A 17955-nucleotide genomic window follows, 5' to 3' on the forward strand; every position below is an offset into this window, starting at 1 on the left:
ACCTTTTTAACAGTCTCCGGAGACAGGAAAACCTTGAAAACTCTGCGGCAGTGGTTGGGTGGAATCAAGCGACGGCTGTTGTCTCTGCTTGAAATCAAAGCGGGCATCATGTTGTGTATGCCGGTTCCGAGAGCGCCTGGGGCCTTGATTAGTGACACTGAAATGCCGCAGGCGCTACGCAGAGCCGTCGATTACCGTGACGATCTGCACTGCTCGGAGCCCGAATTCTCCCGTCGCTGCCGTAAGGGCAACGTACTTTATGAGCTGGTCGTGGACGGCCAGCCGGTGTGTTATGGCTGGGTGGCGGAAGCCGGGGCGCATGTGGGTGTCTTGCATGAGCTGCGGCTCGTCGTCCCGGCCGGCGCTTTTTATATCTGGGACTGCGCAACCGCCCCGGCGTGTCGTGGTAACGGGTATTTTCGCACCTTGCTTCTTGGGCTCGTTGGTGAGGTTTACTCAACTTCAACTCTCGCGCTTGTCGCGGTGGACACTGGCAACAAGCCATCCCGGCGGGCTCTGGCGAGCGCCGGGTTCCTGCCGGCGTTCACTTATATCAGTGCCAGGGTGGCGGGCCGGGGACTTCTCAGTGTGGCGTTCAAGGGCGGAAAGGTATCTGCAGCACAGGCTGAGTTTGACCGTTTTGATGCCGTATAAAAAACCCGGAACGGCCCGCTTGCAGCCTGTTCAGTCCTGACATATTGTTAACGTAAATTGGCCATTTAATCGTAGAAAAGGGAATTCACGATGAGCTTATTTGATCTCTCCGGCCAGGACACCATTGACACCATTCCGTTTCCCACTGAGAAAGACGGCCTGGCTTCGTATATTCGGCATCGCAAGCCGGTTCTTCTGAGTGGCGTCAGTGAGGCGTTGCCGTTTACCCGGGGCTGGAACTATGACTATTTCCGACAGTCGCTGAAGTCGATCCGTATCCAGCGCAAATCGGCGGATGGGATATACCACTACCTCGGGTTTGAGCGCATACCGATGCCGGACTTCGACGAGGTGATGGAAACCACGCATAACGGTTACGCGCTCGAACCGCTCAAAGGCCGGGGTGTGTCGGAAGATCTTCCCGGCGACCTTTCAGTGAGCCTGCCCGGATTTGTTCCGGAATCCGGATTTCGGGTTTCCAATCTCTATATCGGCCCCGGCCAGAACACATCGCTGTTGCATTACGACGAAACCCACAGTCTGTTGATGATGCTTGAAGGGCGAAAACGCTTCATTCTGTTCTCTCCCGAGCAAAGTGGGAGCATGTATCCCTACAGCCCGTTCAGCCTCAGGGCACTTCTGGAAAACCGGGTAGTCGATAGCCGGGTGGATTGTCAGAACCCGGACTTCTCCCTGTATCCCAAACTGAAACACGCGAAAGGCGTCACTGGGTGGCTCGAGGAAGGGCAAGCTCTGTTTATCCCGGCAGGCACCTGGCATTTTATCGAGGCTGAAGGACGAAACGTATCCGTTAACTATTTCTGGCTCCAGAACCGCCTGTCGGACTGGATGCAGCAACCATTGTTGAATTTCTGGATCAAGCGCCGGGCAATTGACGTGTTGGACCAGCTGCGTAAAGTGAAACACAAGTTGTCCGCGGCGTAGTATTAACGTCCTTCAGGGAATAAGCCGATGACGGCGAGGCAATAGGGCACAGTGTACAAACACCTCAGGGAAAGCCGTTTATTGTGGAACTTCGAGTAATTCGGAACCAGGATGGGTTCGGTGAAATACAGCCTCAATGGGATGGTCTACTCAATAAGCTCGACCCAGTGCCACTACCGTTGTCCTGTGCCTGGCTGCAATCGTGGCTGGGCGCGTTTGCGGGCAACGCCCAGATGGAGTTTCGGTGCTTATACAGCCAGGGTCATCTTGTTGGCCTTGCGCCTTTGCTGAAGAGCCGGGAGCGCTACCGGGGCATGCCGGTGACATTGCTGCACCTCGCGGCTAACGGACACAGCCCTTATTCGTCCGTCGTGGTCGACCCGGATCTGGACCCTGCTCAGACTCGGGAAGCTCTGGAACGGCTCACCAAAGTCGATCCGAATGAAATCGGGCTGTTCTTCAAAATTCCCCGGCGTAGCAGCCTGAAAGCGTTCCTTCTTGATCAGTCCGGCATCGGCCATGAGAGTGTGGGCGAAAAGCCCAGCCTGGTGACCCCTGTTATCAATATTGAGGGGGACTGGGAGACGTTCTACCGTGGCAGGCCGAGAAAACTCAAGAAGAGCCTCAATCATAAACTCAACCGATACCATGCCGCTGAAGGCTTCGACATCGCTCTGGAGACTGTTTCAACGGCGCAGCAGAGCCTCGTCGATGAATTGATCGACATATCTTCCAAGAGCTGGAAATCCGCTATCGGTAATGACCTGAAATCCAACCACCGAAGCCGGCGATTTTTGCTGAACCTTATCTCGGAGTTTGGTGCCTCCGGACAACTGACGGCCTGGATCATGCGCCAGTCCGGAGTGCCGGTGGCGTATGAGCTTCATCTTGCACATGACGAAATCGTCTACCCCATTCGAGCGGACTTTAACGCGGCGTTCAAATCCTACTCACCGGGCTCGGTACTGGAATACACCGCGTTAAAGTTTCTGTTCGATAACCGGGGTGCGCGCCAGTACTACACCTGTGCGGACGACTACTGGTACCTGAGCAACTGGACATCGGACTACCGGGAGTTCTGCAATGTCGAGATTTTTGGAAGCTGCACAAGGCTGAAGTGTCTTTATTGGCTTGAGTACCGGGTGATCCCGGTTGTAAAACGGCTCATCGGCAAACAGCCGCGTAAACAGCCCCACTGATATCGGATCGTGCATGACAGGGAGAGCAAAGCTTTGAGAACCGTGGTCATTGTCAGCCAGGACAAATCGGACCTGTTTTTTGCCAACCGCCTGGCAAAGGTCATCAACGTGGTCGGTGTGGTGGTGGAAAACCAGCTGCCAGAGCGGGATTCGTCGTCACTATTGCGAAAATCCCTCAAGTACGCGTCGCGACCCGCCACTTTTGCCAAAAAATGCGCAGAGGTGCTGGATCGTCGGTTCAATGAGCCGAAGCAACTGTACAACCGCCCTGAAAACGCACTGGATTTTGGCGAGGAAGGTCGGGCACAGGCTATCGGTAAAGAGGATGTGGAAAGCCGGGGTGAGCGCGTCCCGGTATGGCACACCCGTGGCGTCAATGACATCAACAGCCCGGAAAACCGGGAATGGATCTGCAACCTGCAGCCCGATGTGATTGCCGTGTGCGGTGCGTCGATTCTCAAGGCCGATCTACTGTCAGTTCCACGCCATGGTGTGCTCAACCTTCATGGCGGCTTATCGCAGTTCTATCGGGGTCTGTTTACCACCGACTGGGCGATTCATAACGCTGAGCCGGAGTGCGTCGGTGCCACCGTGCATTTTGTCGCTTCTGGGGTGGATGATGGTGACGTGATCTACCAGGGCCGGCCGGTCATTCAGGGCGATGATCACCCCAACAGCCTCTACGCGAAAGTGGTCCGTTTGGGTGTGGAAATGATGACACAGGCCATCATCGACATCGAACACGGTTGCTGCCGATCAGTCAGGCTGTCAAGGAAAGGGCCGTTGTATCTGAATCACATGTTCGATGTTCGCGCCAAGCGACGTACCTGGCAACAGGTTCGCAAGGGGGTCATCCCTGACTACCTGAGCCATAAAGTTGAACGGGATGCACGGGTTATCACGGAGTTGATCAACGACTTTGCGCTTGCGAAGCCCGAGATCAGCAAACGCTGAGCGCGCGCTTACCTTTCGGCCCCTTCCAGAAAGCGTGCGAACGCCGCTCGTTGCTGCTGGCAGTCCGGTGGGCCGTTCTCGCTACAGTAACTTGCCAGTGCCCACAAAGCGCCCCGACTGTCGCCGCTGATCTTTTTCAGCGCGCCCGCCACTTTTGCCTCGATGGTCGAATCCGTCAGCAGGTCGCCAACGTCAAACCATGACCACAGGATGATGGTTCTGTCTTTCGCCCGGTGATGGATGATGGTTTCGTTGACTCGTTCGGGGCTGACCGGTGATGGCTTCGTCATGGTCTGTTTTTTTGAGGAAACAAGCTGCCATTCACTGGCATCGAATAATTCGTTGCCGTAGACGATCAGCTCTTTGTGCTGGGTTTGCCGTCGGTAGCCGGTGATCTGCAGCTGGACCTGTTGCAGGTCATCGGACACATAAACGCCACTGAGATCAATGTCCGGGTTCTGGTAGTCCGGTTGCCAGATATTGGCGTGCCGCAGTGGGCCTCGCCAGTCGCCATTGCCTTCCGGAAGGGCCGGTCTCCAGGATTCGGCGATTCGTTCGGTTCGGGCCTCTACCGCCAGCGGGATCACCGAGGGCCACGCCACCAGAAACGATGCAATAACGGGCCAAACAACGGCTGTGCAGGTTGGCGTGGGAGCGGTTGAATGGGGTGTGTCAGCGCCGGGGTCATTTGAACGGCGAGGATCGAGCCTGTCGGCGATAAAAAACAGAGGCACCAGAGTGACGACGAGAAAAATGACCCAGCCGAACAGCTCATGGTCCTCGATCAGCGACGATTCCATATTGCTGTAGTGGCCGGCAGCAATGATTCCGAACACTCTTATCCAGTTGGCGAGCATGGAGAGTAGCCCGGCAATCACAACCAGCAGTGCCGTTCGGGGGGCTGAGCGATAGTAGAGCTGGCCATAGAAGCACGCCAGAAAAAGCGCGACCATCAGATAACGGACACCGCTACAGCCGTTTTCGACGAGAAACGTGCCCACTTCCAGCTCAATGTAGAACTCATTAATGACGGCTTCGATATCGGCCAGTGCTAGAAATATGTCATTAAAGAACACTGTAATGTGCTGTAACACCGGTGAAAAATCGTCCCAGAAGGGAACAGCAAACAGCAGCAGCAGGATAGGGCCACCGGCGGCTTTCAGGAATTCCCGCCCCCAGATAGACCACCCCCAGAGCAGAATGACCACCGGAACGAGCGTCAGCCGAACGAACTGCACGTCAGCCGCCTGAGCAAACAGCAGCACCCCGCTGGCACCTGCTAGCAACACCAGTGCCAGTATCGAGCGGTTAACGGTTAAAGAGGCGAGGGCATCTCGACGGATGAAGAGTAAAAAGACAATGCCCGCAAGAACCAGATAGCCATGGTTGTAGACAATTGAGTCGTACCATAACCGGAAAAAATCCCGCCATTCGCCCCATAACGCAAAGGCGAACAGGGGGATAGCGAGTAGCCAGGCGTGCTGAAAAGTGAGCCGGGAAGCCGCGTTCATAGCGTTTCAGTTAACCCTGGCTGCCGAATTTGCCCAGAAGTTGTTGCGCCTCCGAACGTTTGCCAATGGTGCGGTAAGCTTCCGCAAGATGCTGCGCGATTTCCTCTGAATCCGGCTGAAGTTCATGCGCTTTTTCAAGGATAGCAACGCTGTCCTGATGATTGCCGGCCTTGAGCATGATCCAACCATAGGTATCTGCCACGGCCGCGCTTTGCGGGCTGAGCTCGTACGCTCTCCGGGCCAGTGACATGGCACGGTCATCGCCGGTTTCGTGATAGAGCCAGGCGAGATTATTGAGGGCGACGGTATTGTCCGGACGGGAGGCCAGGAGTGTCTCGTAGTTGGAGATTGCATCCTCCTTTTTACCGAGAGACTGCTGCAATAAGGCCGTGCCGAGGCGCAATTGCGGGTCAGCCGGGAAGCGTTCGATGACGGATTCAAGAAACGTCAGGGCGTCGTCCTCGCGGCCGGAGCGTCGCAGGCTTCTGGCATAACCATTGGCTATCTCGGCCCCGGGCTCTTTTTCATAGGCAAGCTGATACAGCTCCGCGGCCTGTTTGTATTTACCCTGCTGCTCAAAATAGCGTGCTTCCACGATGTAGGGCGCTGCCGAGTCGGGAAAGAGCACCCTTGCTCGCTCCAATACGATGGCCGCCCTTTCCGGTTCTCCTGTTTGGCGCAGGCGGGCAACGACGGTAGTATACAGCGCAGCGACCAAGGGCTCGGCAGGTGCCGGCGTGTGCTCATCGGTACGCTCGAGTAATGCTGCGGTTAACTCCTCCGCGCTTTTTCTGTGGTCTTCAAGCAACGCCGATTCCAGCAGGACCAGTTTGGGGCCGGTCGCTTCGGGCTGCTTTTCGAGAATTTCACGCATGTCATTGCGCATAACCTCGGGCTTTGATAATTCGCTCAGGGCTTGCAGGGCCTGTCGGTTATCCGGTGCCAGCTCCACCGCTTGCCGGAACTGGGTGCGGGCCTTATCTGGCTGATCGGATCTTGCAGCAAGGTTACCCCGGGCAATCAGCGCCATGGCGCGTGCCTGTTCGTTCAGATTGGAATCGTCTGGAACCTTATCGGCTTGGGTTATGGCCTTTTCGTATTGCCCACTTTTTACCAGGTAGCCGGCGTATCTTAACCGGAGTTCGTGATTATCGGGTGCCAGGGACAGGGCCTTTTCGATGAGCGGCTCCCCGGTTTCGAGGTCTCCGGCGTTGAGGGAGGCGATGCCGACGAGGGCCAGGGTTTCAGGGTCGGAATCCCCCAACTCCGCAATCGGCCTGAGGAGCGTTTCGGCTTCTTCAGTCCGGCCCTGGCGAAAGCGAATCATGCCAAGCATCAGTGAGCTTTGTTCATGGCCGGGAACCTGGGTGAGCACCTCTTCCAGGTGGCGGGCCGCGGCTGTGAGATCGCCAGCCTCATAAGCCTCGCGGGCCGCTGTTATGTTGCTTTTGATGGTGCCAGGGCCGGATTTGGCCAGAATTTCTTCGTAAACAAACGCTTCCGCTGATTTTCCCTGCGCCCTGAGCACACGAATCAGTGCGGAGATGGTTTCGTACTTCCGGAAGGTCATGATGTCGTATTGGCCAATGTCCTCAAGTGCCCGCACGTAAGCTTCCTCAGCCGTGGGCCAGTTCTCGTTGTTGTGAGCCATCTGTGCTTTCCACAACCAGAGCTCCGGGTTTTCGGGGTCGATCTGTTCCGCCTCGGCAATCAGCTCCCGGGCCCGCTCTTCTTCGCCGTTCGCGATCGCCACCCGTGACAGGCCGACCAATGGCAACGCGGATTCCGGGTCGAGCGCACGGGCTTCGCTATACCGTTCTTTTGCATCCGCCACCTGGTTTGCGGTCAGCAGTATCCTACCCTGAAGCAGGCTTTTTTCGATCTGAGTCGTGTCGTCCTCGGAGGCGATGTTAGCCAGGGCATCCAGCGCCTTTGATGTATGGCCGCGCAAAAGCCTGGCCTCCGCACGGATCAGATTTGCCCGGTTCTGGTCTTCGACGTCCAGGGTGTCTTCGGGTATGGACTCCATCAGCCAGCCCAACTGACGCAGCGCATTTATGGCATCGCCGGCCTTCAGAAGGTTGTTGATAATGACGAAATAGGGGGCCGGGGTGTTGGGCTGTAACTCAATGGCGTTGCGGGCTTCCAGTGTGCTGGCTTTGAGTTCCCCTTGGCGCTGAAGAAAGCGCGACTGATCGAGGTGGCTCAGGTACTGAATATCCCGCTGGCTCATGTCGTTATCGTCATTACCACATCCGACAACAGCCAGACTGATAGCCACACAGAGCAAGGTGGCGTGAATTGCAGAGACTGGTTTCATAGCCCGTTACCTATTCCTTGTTCTCTTATTTATTGGCTGCGATCCCTGTTACGGGTACCTGCACTACGTCAGGCATCGGCTGCCGCATGCGAGGTTTCGATCCGGTACTTATCAGTCAGGTTGTACAGGGTGGGGCGGGTTACTCCGAGCAACCGTGATGCCTGCGCCATATTGAAATTGCAGCTTTGCAGGGCCTGGTTAATGGCTTTCCGTTCGGCCGCCTCTCTGACCTGTCGCAGGTTGAGCTGGCTGTCGTAAGGGCTGTCGTCCTGACTCAGTTCCAGGTCGACTGCGGTGACGCGTTTGCCCTCCGCCATAATGGTGGCCCGTTTCACCTTGTTGATCATCTCCCGGACGTTACCGGGCCAGGCATAGTGATTGATGGCGGTGATGGCATCTTCGGAAAAGCTGAGGTGGGAGCGCTCCATCTGTTTACCGAGTGATTTCAGCAGTGACTGCGCGATGACCAACGCATCGCCGTCACGCTCCCGTAGTGGCGGGACATCCAGCGTAATTTCGCTGATCCGGTAGTACAGGTCCTCACGGAAATCGCTTCGCTCAATCAGTTCGCTGACATTGCGGTGCGTAGCGCAGACAACCCGGACATCAACTGGAATGGGGTTGACGGACCCGACCCGGTCTACCATTCGTTCCTGCAGAAATCTCAGTAACTTGGCTTGAAGTGCCATGGGCATGTCACCAATCTCATCCAGGAACAGTGTGCCGCCGTTGGCGTGTTCGATTTTGCCTTTCTTGCTTTGGGTTGCGCCCGTGAAAGAGCCTTTTTCAAAACCGAATAATTCGCTTTCCAGTAAATTCTCCGGGATGGCAGCGCAATTGATGGCGGCAAAGGGCTTGGCGCCGCGGTGGCTGAGGTCATGCAGTGCCCTGGCCAGCAATTCCTTGCCGGTACCCGTCTCACCGGTGATCAACGTTGTTACGTCGGTCGGTGCGACCTTTTCCAACGTGCGGCAGATGGCCAGCATCTGGGGGCTGGAGGCCACGATACCTTTGATGTTGGTGCCGTTGTGGTGGCGGGACAGCTCAAGATTTTCCAGTTCCAGCTCGGCCAGCCGGAAAGCGCGGTGTACAACAAAGGTGAGGATGTTGGCATCGAGGGGCTTCTGGTAGAAATCGCAGGCACCCATGCCGATTGCTTTAACGGCGTTTTCCTTGTCTTCGCGGCCGGTAACGACGATAACCTTGGTCTGCGGTGACAGCCGCAGCACTTCCTCAAGCAGGCGATACCCTTCCGAAGCCCCGCCCGCATCAGGTGGAAGGCCGAGATCGAGAGTCATGACATCCGGTTCCATGCGCCTGAGCGCCGCAAGCGCGGATTCGCGGTCAGCCGCAACGGTGACTTCAAAGTTGTCACTGAAACACCAGCGCATCTGGCTTTGCAGGCCGGGGTCGTCCTCTACGATTAACAGTCGTCTACTCACCACGGCGTTAAATCCCTTTATGTCCATGTCTGCCTCAGTTCATTCACCCCGAGGCACTCCTTTACTGATTTTTAACTTAATATTGACATTTTTCAATGTTTGTGTGTCTTAACTTTACAGAATGACGATTATTTGGCGCTTGGGTCGGGTTCCGTAATAAGGATAGTTGGATCTTTCTGTTCTGTCTCTTCCAGTTCTTCGTTGGTTCTTGCCAGTGGGAACCGGACGGAGAAACAGGAGCCCACACCAGGCTCACTGGTGACATCGATATTGCCTCCCACTTTGCGAACGTACTCCCTGGCCTGATAAGCACCGATACCCATGCCGGTCAGGCCCTTGGTACTCTCAAAGGGTTTAAAGAGCTGAGTGTTTATAAACGCTTCGGCCATTCCGGTGCCTGTGTCCTGAATAAAGAGCACAACATTGTCTCTCGCGTTTTTCAGGGTCAGGGTGATTTCTCCATCAGGTGGGGTGGCGTCCTGAGCGTTCTGGATGAGGTTTCCGAGTATGCTGCGCAACTGGTCCGGGTCGGCTTCAACAAACGCCGGGGAGGGTGCCGGTATAAAGTGGGGTGCGGGGTAGCGGCGACTATAGTGCTCTGCCAGCTCAGCAACAATGTCCCTTAGGTCCAGAATTGTGGCCGAATCAGTGTCGTTTTTTGGCTTGCGTATGTGGTCGACCAGATTCGACATTTTACGAACAGCGTGGTCGGTGGTATGAATCATGTCGTCGATGAACGCCGGGTTGTTGCGATGGCGGGGGGCGTTGGTGACCAGCAGGGACAACTGTGCAATCAGCGTTTTCAGGTCGTGAACCAGAAAGGCGGATGCCTTGCTCACGGCTTCAAACTGCATGGCGCGCGACAGTCGGCTTTGCGCGTCGGCCTGCGCCAGCAGGTTGCAGGTCTGCCGGGCGACCACTTTGATCAGGTCAAAGTTTTCCCAGTTGAGTACGACCGGGGCATAGGGGTTGCCAATCAGCGCGACGCCGTAAAGATCGTTGCCCAGGTAGAGCGGGATAACGAGCCAGCCACCGGAAACCCGAGTGATGGAATCGGGCATTTCCAGCAGATTGTATCGCACTGGATCGGCCCGGTATTCGTGGAGGTCAATGATCCACTCCTGATTTTGTAAAAAGCGACACAGCTCGCAATCGCCATCAATCGTGGTGAAGCGGGGTGGCCGCAGATTAATGGCGGTTTTTAGAACGTAAGCACCTTGTTCGTCACGAATCCACAAAGCGCCCGCGTTGCTTTCCACCAGCCCCGACAGAATTCGGATGACGCGTTCTGGTAGGGGCGGTGCATCGACAAAGTTCGCCAGCTCGCGGGTCATTTTCAACCATTCTTCGCGATAGTCGTACTTGTAATCAAAGAAATTCTGGCTGATGAATACCATCAATCGCGCTCGTACACGCCCGGAGGTAAGCAGAGTTACCAGAAAGGTGAGCGCGACGGTAAGGAAAAGCACCTGTAACGCTTCGCCCCAGGCACCGCCAAGAGCCCGGACATAGTAGCCGCCCACCGCAAGAATCATGAGGTAGCTGCCGGCAAACATAAGGGTGCCGGCATGGAGCACCGCGGAGCGGGAAAGCTGGAAATCCACAGGCTGTTTGAGGGTGTTGATGGTATTAATGGCAAACAGAGGCACCAGCGCGGCGTTGACCAGCCCGCGAGCGTTCCAGAGCGCCTCGGATACCTGGCCAAAGAGCAGGGCATCGGCATACATGAAGAAATCAAACACGAACATCGCGGCGATGCCGATGCAGGTGTATTTGATACTGGAACGACCAAAAGACTGGGAGTTACGCCAGATCTGCTCCACCATGGATAGCCCCATCAGGGACAGGGCGATCTGCCCGACTACCTTGGTTTTGCCGTTGAGGAGATCGAGATCGAATGCGTACTCAAGTACGCCGAATGCGAGCAGGGATACCAGCAGGGTAACGGTGGCAACGCCCAGTATCCGCCGCAACCGGCCGACAATCGCCGTGGATTGGAAAAAATCCCTGAGCAGGGCGAATAGCAGTGCTATCCAGGCCGCATCCCGGAGCAGTTCAAGCAGGTAACGAACGAAAAAAGAGGGCTGCCCCCAAAGGCTCTGAGCGGCCAGGGCACCTGCCCACAACACCGACACAAGGCTGGTCAGCAGAAGTACCCGGTCAGCATCCCGCCGCAGATAGCGGGAGGCGACCAGTATAGCGAGCAGCCCAAAGGACAAAGCTGCTGCGGAGTGGCTGATAAAGCTGAAATCATTCAACATGCCGCGCGTCCTGCGTTTTTGTCATCCGCTCCCTGACTTCCTCTGCCATGGGCAGGCTGGGGCGTCACACGGGGTGTTTGTTCTCCCGATAGAAACGGAAAATTTCCTTAAGCGGGCGTTGGGGGGTGAACCCGAATTCCCTGGAAAAGGCTCTGCCGTCGATCACGACAGGATACTTGAAAAAGTGCAGTAGATACGACGGAAAACTTCTCAGTTTCAGTGTCCGCAGTATCAACTTCGGCAACATTGGCGGCACGGAGGGAATCGGTAGCCGCTGGCAGCCGCAAAGTTTCAGAGCATGCTGGTAGGCCACCCAGTCTTCCGGCGCGACATTGAATACGCCCCGTTGGATTTTTTTGTAGGCCAGTACGATGGCATCGGCCATATCGTCGATGTGGATGAATTGCATCATCGGCGAAAACCCGGCCAGAACCGGTGCGCGTTGACTTGCCAGCAGCGTGCCGATGGAGTTCCGGACGCCGGGCCCGACTATATTGCAGGGCCGCAAAATGGTGATGTTCAGATCAGGATAGCGCCACAGATAAATGTTCGCCAGGTTCTCCAGTTCCACGGAGTCCACCAGGTCGGCGCTCAGGCCCACGCCTTTCAGCGGTGCCTCTTCATCAATCAGCGCCGGGTTGTAGGCAATGGCACCGTATACGTGAAAGGTAGAGAGCACCACCACACGCCGAATGCCGTATTTATGACTGAGATCCAGCAATTTCTGGGTGCCGAGCACGTTCGCGTTGTAGCGCCGCATCCGGGTCAGTTGACTGGACATAATGCGCCCCAGATGGATCACGCCGTCGAAACGGTAGCGACGAAAAAGATCCTCGAAAACCCGTTTATTGAAATCAATGCAGTAGCTGGGAATGTCGTCGCCCAGATAGACCTGTTCGCGGAAATCCACGGCCACCAGGTCGCAGTGATCACGCAAGCGGTCGACGACCTGTTGCGCCAGGGCTCCGGCCACACCGGTTATCAGTATTCGTGGTCTGTGTTGCTCGCTCATCAGAACAGCCTTTTCCTTTCACTGAGACCTTTGTCAATCAGCTTGCTGATTTCGCCTTTAACCTGTTCTACCCGCGCCGTGACCTGTTCCTCCGGAATTTCGAGGTCGTCGAAGAACATCGGCGGCCCGAAATTGAGGTGCACTTTGGCTGGCAGAACCACTGGGAGGGCGACGGGTGCATAGGGGATGCCGAGGGCTTTTGCCAGCGGTTTGATGTTGGCGATTGCCGGTATGGTTTCCTCACACCCCACCACGCCTACCGGCACAATGGTGGCTTTGTATTTCATCGCCAGATGCATGAAGCCGTTACCAAATCGTTTGAGCTGGTATCGATCCCGGTAGAGCTTCCCCGACCCTCGAACGCCTTCGGGGAAGACGATGATCGCTTCTTCGTTGGCGAGCATTTTTGCGCAATTGGTTGGGTCGCCAAGCACTGCGCCCACCTCATTCAGCAGGTTGCCAAGGTAAGGCACGGTGGGGAGAAAACGCTCGATCATTGCCCGTGGCATTCGCGGGTTGACCTTCCGCGCCGCCAGCGCATAACCAATCAACAGGCCGTCGATCGGTAACTGGCCGCTGTGGTTGGCAATGATCAGAACCGGGCCCTCGGCGGGCACGTTCTCGACGCCGTCCGACTCCACACGGAAATATTTTTCATAGAGTTGGCGGGTGAACGAAAACCCGTACTTTATGGCTTCGCTGTTGTAGCCCCAGGGATCGTAACCCAGGCTCCCGATGGGTTTGCGGATACGATCGATCTGTTCACTCAGTTCCGCAGGTACCAGTTTCGATTTCAGTATGGATGCCAGGCTCATGGCTTCTCCCTGATGATTTAAGTTCGCCCGATCAACACGCCAAGGGTGTGGCTTTGCCCCTCATTCAACACCCTGTAATCGCTGAGTGCATTGGCGGTTTCGACACACAGCATGGATTTCCAGTCAGTATCTGGGAAGTCTGACAGCGTCCGTGCTTTGGCGGGGCCGGGGTTCCAGACCACCGTGGAGTCGCTGCCAATGGCATTGAGTGTCCGACGGCACCTGGGAGTGGCCACCACTAGCGATGATCCGGATTCGTAGATTCTGTCGGTTTCACCGTCGAAGACAAGGTCCCCTTTCTGTTGGTGATAGCTCCAATCCTGAAGCGTGTCGATGTAATCGCTACCTTCCAGGCCCTGAATGCGTGTGCGATCAATATCCGGCGTGGGAAGATAGGTGTGCAAGGCCTGTGTGTACGCCAAAGGCGTGGTGCCAAGGTTGGTGGTTGTCAGCGCAATCTGGCAGCCACTCACCGAAAAATTGAATGTTGCAAGCAACAGCGCGTGTCCGTCCCAGGCGTCCATGAAATCGTTATTGGCAGCCAGTGATAGAAAAATTTCAACGTCGTGGGCCGATTCCCGGACATCTTCTAGCTTCCAGAGTGCGGTGCGGGCAAACCCGTGGGAGTCCTTGGAACGAATGCGCTTGCGTACTTCCGGCGGGTTCCTGGAAGGCACGCCAAACCAGGGCCAGCACAACGGGATACCGCCACGGATAGCGCGGCCGGTTTCAAATCGGGCGGTCTCGCTGAGCCAGAGCCATTCGGGCTCGTCGTGGGTGGCAAACTGGGCGAGATGGGCACCCTGGAGGAACAATCGCGAGCGAAACAGCGGATGGTGCACTTCAAGGGCTTCGAGTTCCCCCACGGTTTTCCAGCGGGTAAACGACCAGTGCCCGGGTCTTGTTGTCACTAGATGCCTCTTGACTGCATAAAGATGTCGGTTTGCCGGCCCTGTGCCGGGCGTTATGTGTATTTGCGTATCAACAGAGTAAATTAAAACTGACGTTGCCGCGAGATTCCGGCTTAAAATACCGCCCCGGACACAGAGGTCACCCCATGGAACACAACGTTGCCGTGCCGATTTGCTCATCGGTACCACCTGAGCCCGCCGGCGTGCTCGGTGATTGGCTTGATGCTGTTGCAGTCGGGCTGACCGATTATGGCTGGGTCAGTGTTGATGTGGGTGATCACATGGGTGACCAGCTATTGCAGTCACTGAGGGACGAAATCCAGATCCTGGACCTGACGGCGGGAATGAAGGCTGCGGGAGTTGGTCGTGGTGCTGACCACACACGGGACCGCTCCATAAGGCGGGACAAAATAGCCTGGCTGCAAGGGGTCACGGTGCCCCAGAATGCGCTGTTTGATTTCTTTGATGGGGTGCGAGCGGGGCTCAACCGCCGGCTCTTCCTGGGGTTGAAGCGCTTCGAGGCCCACTACGCTACCTATCAGCCCGGTGACTTTTATCGCCGGCATCTGGACAGCTTCGCCGGCCGTGCCTCCCGGGTGGTTAGCCTGGTGCTTTATCTGAACGAGGACTGGCAGGCAGCGGACGGTGGTGCGCTGCAAATTTTCAATCGTGAAAATGACCTTGAGATCTGCGGGTCTGTGTTACCCGAGATGGGCCGCATGGCCATTTTCATGAGTGAAGATATTCCCCACGAGGTTCTGCAGGCGAACCGCACCCGGTACAGCGTTGCGTGCTGGTTCCGTCAGGACGAAGTGCCGTTGCCCCTTGAAGTCCGGTTGCCGCTTTAAGTCGTTGTAGTCGGTGAACCCTTTTGCTACTATGCGCGCCGCCTTCGGGGAATTGTCCCGAAGCGCCGTTATGGTGGCTCCATTGGTGCCTCCGCAACATGAAACCGTGAACCCGGTCAGGCCCGGAAGGGAGCAGCCGCAGCGGTGGAATTGTGTGCCGGAGTGTCGCTGATGGAGTCACCCCCAGATTTTTTATCCCTTCCGCTTTATCTTGCTGATATCGTCGATTATTCCTGTTATCTCCCCTGGTTCAACGGCTTCTTATCCGGCTATGTCCATGCTAAGGTTAAGTCCATTTTCACAGCAGTTGGCTAAACATGAGCTACCAGGTACTCGCCCGTAAATGGCGCCCCCGTACATTTGAAGATATGGTCGGCCAGGAGCATGTGCTGCAGGCGCTGATCCATGCTCTGGAAAACCAGCGTCTCCATCATGCCTACCTGTTTACCGGAACCCGTGGCGTGGGTAAAACCACCATTGGCCGGCTGCTTGCCCGATGCCTGAATTGCGAAACCGGCGTAACGCCGAATCCCTGTGGGGAATGCAGCAGTTGTCAGGAAATCCAGGAAGGCCGGTTCGTTGACCTGATCGAGATTGACGCCGCCTCCCGCACGGGCGTGGACGACATGCGAGAACTGACCGACAACGTTCAGTACGCACCGTCCCGGGGCCGTTTCAAGGTGTACCTCATTGACGAGGTGCACATGCTGACAAACCAGTCCTTCAATGCTTTCCTGAAAACCCTGGAAGAGCCACCGGAACATGTGAAATTCCTGTTGGCGACCACCGACCCCCAGAAACTCCCGGTCACCGTGTTATCGCGATGCCTCCAGTTCAATCTGAAGCGGATGACACCTGAACACATTGCCGGGCACCTGAAGTACGTGCTCGGTGAGGAACAGATTCCATTTGAAGAGCCCGCGCTCTGGCTGCTGGCTCGCGCAGCCGATGGCAGTATGCGGGATGCTCTGAGTCTCACGGATCAGGCCATTGCGTTTGGCAACCAGAAGCTGGCCGCCAGTGACGTCAGCAACATGCTGGGCACCATTGATCAGCGTGACATTGAACGCCTGGTCGCGGCATTGGTGGAAAACGACGGGCCATCGTTGCTCGCCGAGATTCAGCGGGTCTCTGATTTCGCACCGGATTACAGCGTGATTCTTGCGGATCTGCTGTCGTTGTTCCACCGGGTCACCATGGAGCAGGTGGTGCCCGGCAGTGCTGACAATGCCCTGGGTGACGCGGCCCAGGTTCAGGCTCTGGCGCGCCAGCTGAGCGCGGAAGACGCACAGCTGTTCTACCAGGCTGCGCTGATGGGGCGTAAAGATCTGACGGTAACGCCGGACGCCCGCATGGGTTTTGAGATGACCTTATTGAGAATGCTGGCCTTCCGCCCCGGTACGGACCGTCGCGAACCTCCGGCAAGGGTTTCCTCAGGCGGCCAGACCGGCACCAGTGAAGCGCGAGAGGAGCCCGAGCCTGCGCCGGTAACTGCACCGGCACCGGCGGCCCCCGAACCGGAATCCGTGGTCGATTCTGGTCAGGTTTCAGAGCCAGAGCCAGAGCCAGAGCCAGAGCCCGAACCGGAGCCCGAACCGGAGCCTCCGGTAATTGAGTCGGAGCCTTCTGATCCGCCACCTCCGGTGGAAGAACCTCAGCAGCTCGAACCTGAGACAGAACCTGCGCAAACCGGTGATTTCGATTGGCAGAGGGATTTTCGTAGCCTCGGCATTGTTGGCATGCCCGGAAACCTGGCCAGCCACACAGCGATGACCTGGCAAGGCGATACCGTGCTGCTCACCATGGAAGAGGGCCACGCCAGGCTGCTGAATGCGCGGCACGAGGAAAAGATCCTCGCCGCCTTGAGAAATCGCTTCGGCGACGCCATTACTGTGCGCATAGAGCAGGGCGATACCGGTAGCCAGACACCCGCAGCCTGGGAAGAGCGTGAACGCGTTGCACGACAAAGCGCAGCGGAAGCGGCTATTCAGAATGACCCGCTGGTTAAATCAATTGTTGAACGTTTCGAGGCACGGGTCGTCGAAGAAAGTATCCGGCCGGTTCAGAACTCAGGCTGATAGAGGAGATCGTATGATGAATGGCATGGGCGACATGATGAAGAAAGCCCAGAAAATGCAGGAAGAAATGCAGAAGGCCCAGGAAGAAATTGCCAAGCAGGAAGTGATTGGCGAATCCGGGGCGGGGCTGGTGAAGGTAACTATGAACGGTCGTCACGACGTGCGTAAGGTCGAGATCGACCCATCACTGATGAGCGAAGAGAAAGACATTCTGGAAGACCTGTTGGCGGCTGCGGTAAACGATGCTGTGCGCCGGGTAGAGGCCAACCAGAAGGATAAAATGTCTGGCATGATGTCTGGAATGGGTATGCCTCCCGGGTTCAAAATGCCATTTTGATTCGTGCTCTTACAATAACTTCTTGATGTGCAGTCTAAGGATTTTTCATGGCGTTCAGCCCGCTGGTAGATGAACTGGTGGAGTCCCTTCGGTGCCTTCCGGGTGTGGGCCAGAAAACCGCCCAACGCATGGCGTTTCAGTTGTTGGAGCGTGGGCGTTCTGGTGGGGTTCGGCTATCGGAAGCATTGGGCAGCGCCATGGCCGGTGTGCGCCGGTGCGACACCTGCCAGAATTTTGCGGATACGCCGCAATGTCGGATCTGTGAAAACCCGGAACGCCAGAATGGCACGCTGTGCGTGGTGGAAAGTCCTTCGGACCTACTGGCTATTGAACAGGCGGGCGATTATCGCGGCAGCTATTTTGTGCTGATGGGGCACCTGTCACCGATCGACGGTGTCGGCCCTGAGGAAATTGGCATAGAGCGCCTGTTGCGGCGAATCGCCGACGAAGAAGTGACCGAGCTGATCCTGGCAACGAACCCGACGGTAGAAGGCGAAGCAACCGCGCATTACATTGCCGATCGTCTTGATGGCCGCAACGTTCTCATCACCCGGCTGGCGCATGGCATACCGGTTGGCGGTGAGCTCGGCTACGTTGATGGCTTCACATTGACTCACGCATTCCGGGGTCGCAAACCCCTTTCTGAATAAAGACTGATCGAGCGTTTT

General features: G+C 56.5%; 15 protein-coding genes and 1 other RNA gene. 9 read left to right on the top strand and 7 right to left on the bottom strand.

Annotated elements, in window-relative coordinates:
• Nucleotides 1-33: 33 nt before the first annotated feature.
• The 4 genes from WD429_RS12105 to WD429_RS12120 all read left to right on the top strand — a co-directional run bounded on the left by WD429_RS12105 (nucleotide 34) and on the right by WD429_RS12120 (nucleotide 3752).
• Nucleotides 34-654, top strand: coding sequence for a GNAT family N-acetyltransferase (locus WD429_RS12105; RefSeq protein ID WP_368422433.1), 621 nt, complete (start codon nucleotides 34-36; stop codon nucleotides 652-654).
• A gap of 90 nt (nucleotides 655-744) precedes the next feature.
• Complete coding sequence (locus WD429_RS12110; protein WP_368422434.1) at nucleotides 745-1599, top strand: cupin-like domain-containing protein; 855 nt, start codon at nucleotides 745-747, stop codon at nucleotides 1597-1599.
• An 83-nt stretch (nucleotides 1600-1682) separates the two neighbouring features.
• On the top strand, nucleotides 1683-2798 hold the full coding sequence (locus WD429_RS12115; RefSeq protein ID WP_368422435.1) for a GNAT family N-acetyltransferase: 1116 nt from the start codon (nucleotides 1683-1685) through the stop codon (nucleotides 2796-2798).
• 42 nt (nucleotides 2799-2840) lie between these two features.
• Nucleotides 2841-3752, top strand: coding sequence for a formyl transferase (locus tag WD429_RS12120; RefSeq protein WP_368422466.1), 912 nt, complete (start codon nucleotides 2841-2843; stop codon nucleotides 3750-3752).
• Nucleotides 3753-3760: 8 nt separating this feature from the next.
• Here the strand turns inward: WD429_RS12120 and xrtA are convergent, their stop codons facing one another.
• From xrtA to WD429_RS12155, 7 genes are all read right to left on the bottom strand, one after another.
• Nucleotides 3761-5263: an exosortase A gene (gene xrtA / locus WD429_RS12125; RefSeq protein WP_368422436.1), complete on the bottom strand. Its 1503-nt coding sequence runs from the start codon at nucleotides 5261-5263 to the stop codon at nucleotides 3761-3763.
• A gap of 10 nt (nucleotides 5264-5273) precedes the next feature.
• Entirely contained in the window at nucleotides 5274-7583 is a 2310-nt protein-coding gene (locus WD429_RS12130; protein ID WP_368422437.1) for a tetratricopeptide repeat protein, read from the bottom strand.
• A 68-nt stretch (nucleotides 7584-7651) separates the two neighbouring features.
• Nucleotides 7652-9025 carry a PEP-CTERM-box response regulator transcription factor gene (gene prsR / locus WD429_RS12135; protein WP_368422438.1) on the bottom strand — a complete coding sequence of 458 codons (1374 nt, stop codon included), beginning with the start codon at nucleotides 9023-9025 and terminating at the stop codon, nucleotides 7652-7654.
• A gap of 128 nt (nucleotides 9026-9153) precedes the next feature.
• The gene (gene prsK, locus WD429_RS12140) at nucleotides 9154-11286 is read right to left on the bottom strand and encodes an XrtA/PEP-CTERM system histidine kinase PrsK (RefSeq protein ID WP_368422439.1); all 2133 of its coding nucleotides are present in this window, start codon (nucleotides 11284-11286) and stop codon (nucleotides 9154-9156) included.
• 64 nt (nucleotides 11287-11350) lie between these two features.
• Nucleotides 11351-12298: an SDR family oxidoreductase gene (locus tag WD429_RS12145; RefSeq protein WP_368422440.1), complete on the bottom strand. Its 948-nt coding sequence runs from the start codon at nucleotides 12296-12298 to the stop codon at nucleotides 11351-11353.
• The gene (locus WD429_RS12150; RefSeq protein ID WP_368422441.1) at nucleotides 12298-13113 is read right to left on the bottom strand and encodes a lysophospholipid acyltransferase family protein; all 816 of its coding nucleotides are present in this window, start codon (nucleotides 13111-13113) and stop codon (nucleotides 12298-12300) included. Before WD429_RS12150 ends, WD429_RS12145 begins: the two co-directional genes overlap by 1 nt.
• Nucleotides 13114-13130: 17 nt before the next feature.
• Nucleotides 13131-14024 (bottom strand): D-hexose-6-phosphate mutarotase, encoded by an 894-nt coding sequence (locus WD429_RS12155; RefSeq protein ID WP_368422442.1) that lies wholly within the window; start codon nucleotides 14022-14024, stop codon nucleotides 13131-13133.
• A 146-nt stretch (nucleotides 14025-14170) separates the two neighbouring features.
• On the opposite strand from WD429_RS12155, the gene WD429_RS12160 reads away from it, so the two are divergent.
• The 5 genes from WD429_RS12160 (at nucleotide 14171) to recR (ending at nucleotide 17937) form a co-directional block, all read left to right on the top strand.
• Entirely contained in the window at nucleotides 14171-14872 is a 702-nt protein-coding gene (locus WD429_RS12160) for a 2OG-Fe(II) oxygenase (protein ID WP_368422443.1), read from the top strand.
• A gap of 80 nt (nucleotides 14873-14952) precedes the next feature.
• Nucleotides 14953-15049: signal recognition particle sRNA small type (gene ffs / locus WD429_RS12165), an RNA gene on the top strand.
• A gap of 140 nt (nucleotides 15050-15189) precedes the next feature.
• Entirely contained in the window at nucleotides 15190-16950 is a 1761-nt protein-coding gene (dnaX, locus tag WD429_RS12170) for a DNA polymerase III subunit gamma/tau (protein ID WP_368422444.1), read from the top strand.
• A gap of 13 nt (nucleotides 16951-16963) precedes the next feature.
• Entirely contained in the window at nucleotides 16964-17287 is a 324-nt protein-coding gene (locus WD429_RS12175; protein ID WP_368422445.1) for a YbaB/EbfC family nucleoid-associated protein, read from the top strand.
• A gap of 47 nt (nucleotides 17288-17334) precedes the next feature.
• Nucleotides 17335-17937 (top strand): recombination mediator RecR, encoded by a 603-nt coding sequence (gene recR / locus WD429_RS12180; protein ID WP_368422446.1) that lies wholly within the window; start codon nucleotides 17335-17337, stop codon nucleotides 17935-17937.
• Nucleotides 17938-17955: the final 18 nt, after the last annotated feature.

Source organism: Marinobacter sp., assembly GCF_040904845.1.
GTDB lineage: Bacteria > Pseudomonadota > Gammaproteobacteria > Pseudomonadales > Oleiphilaceae > Marinobacter.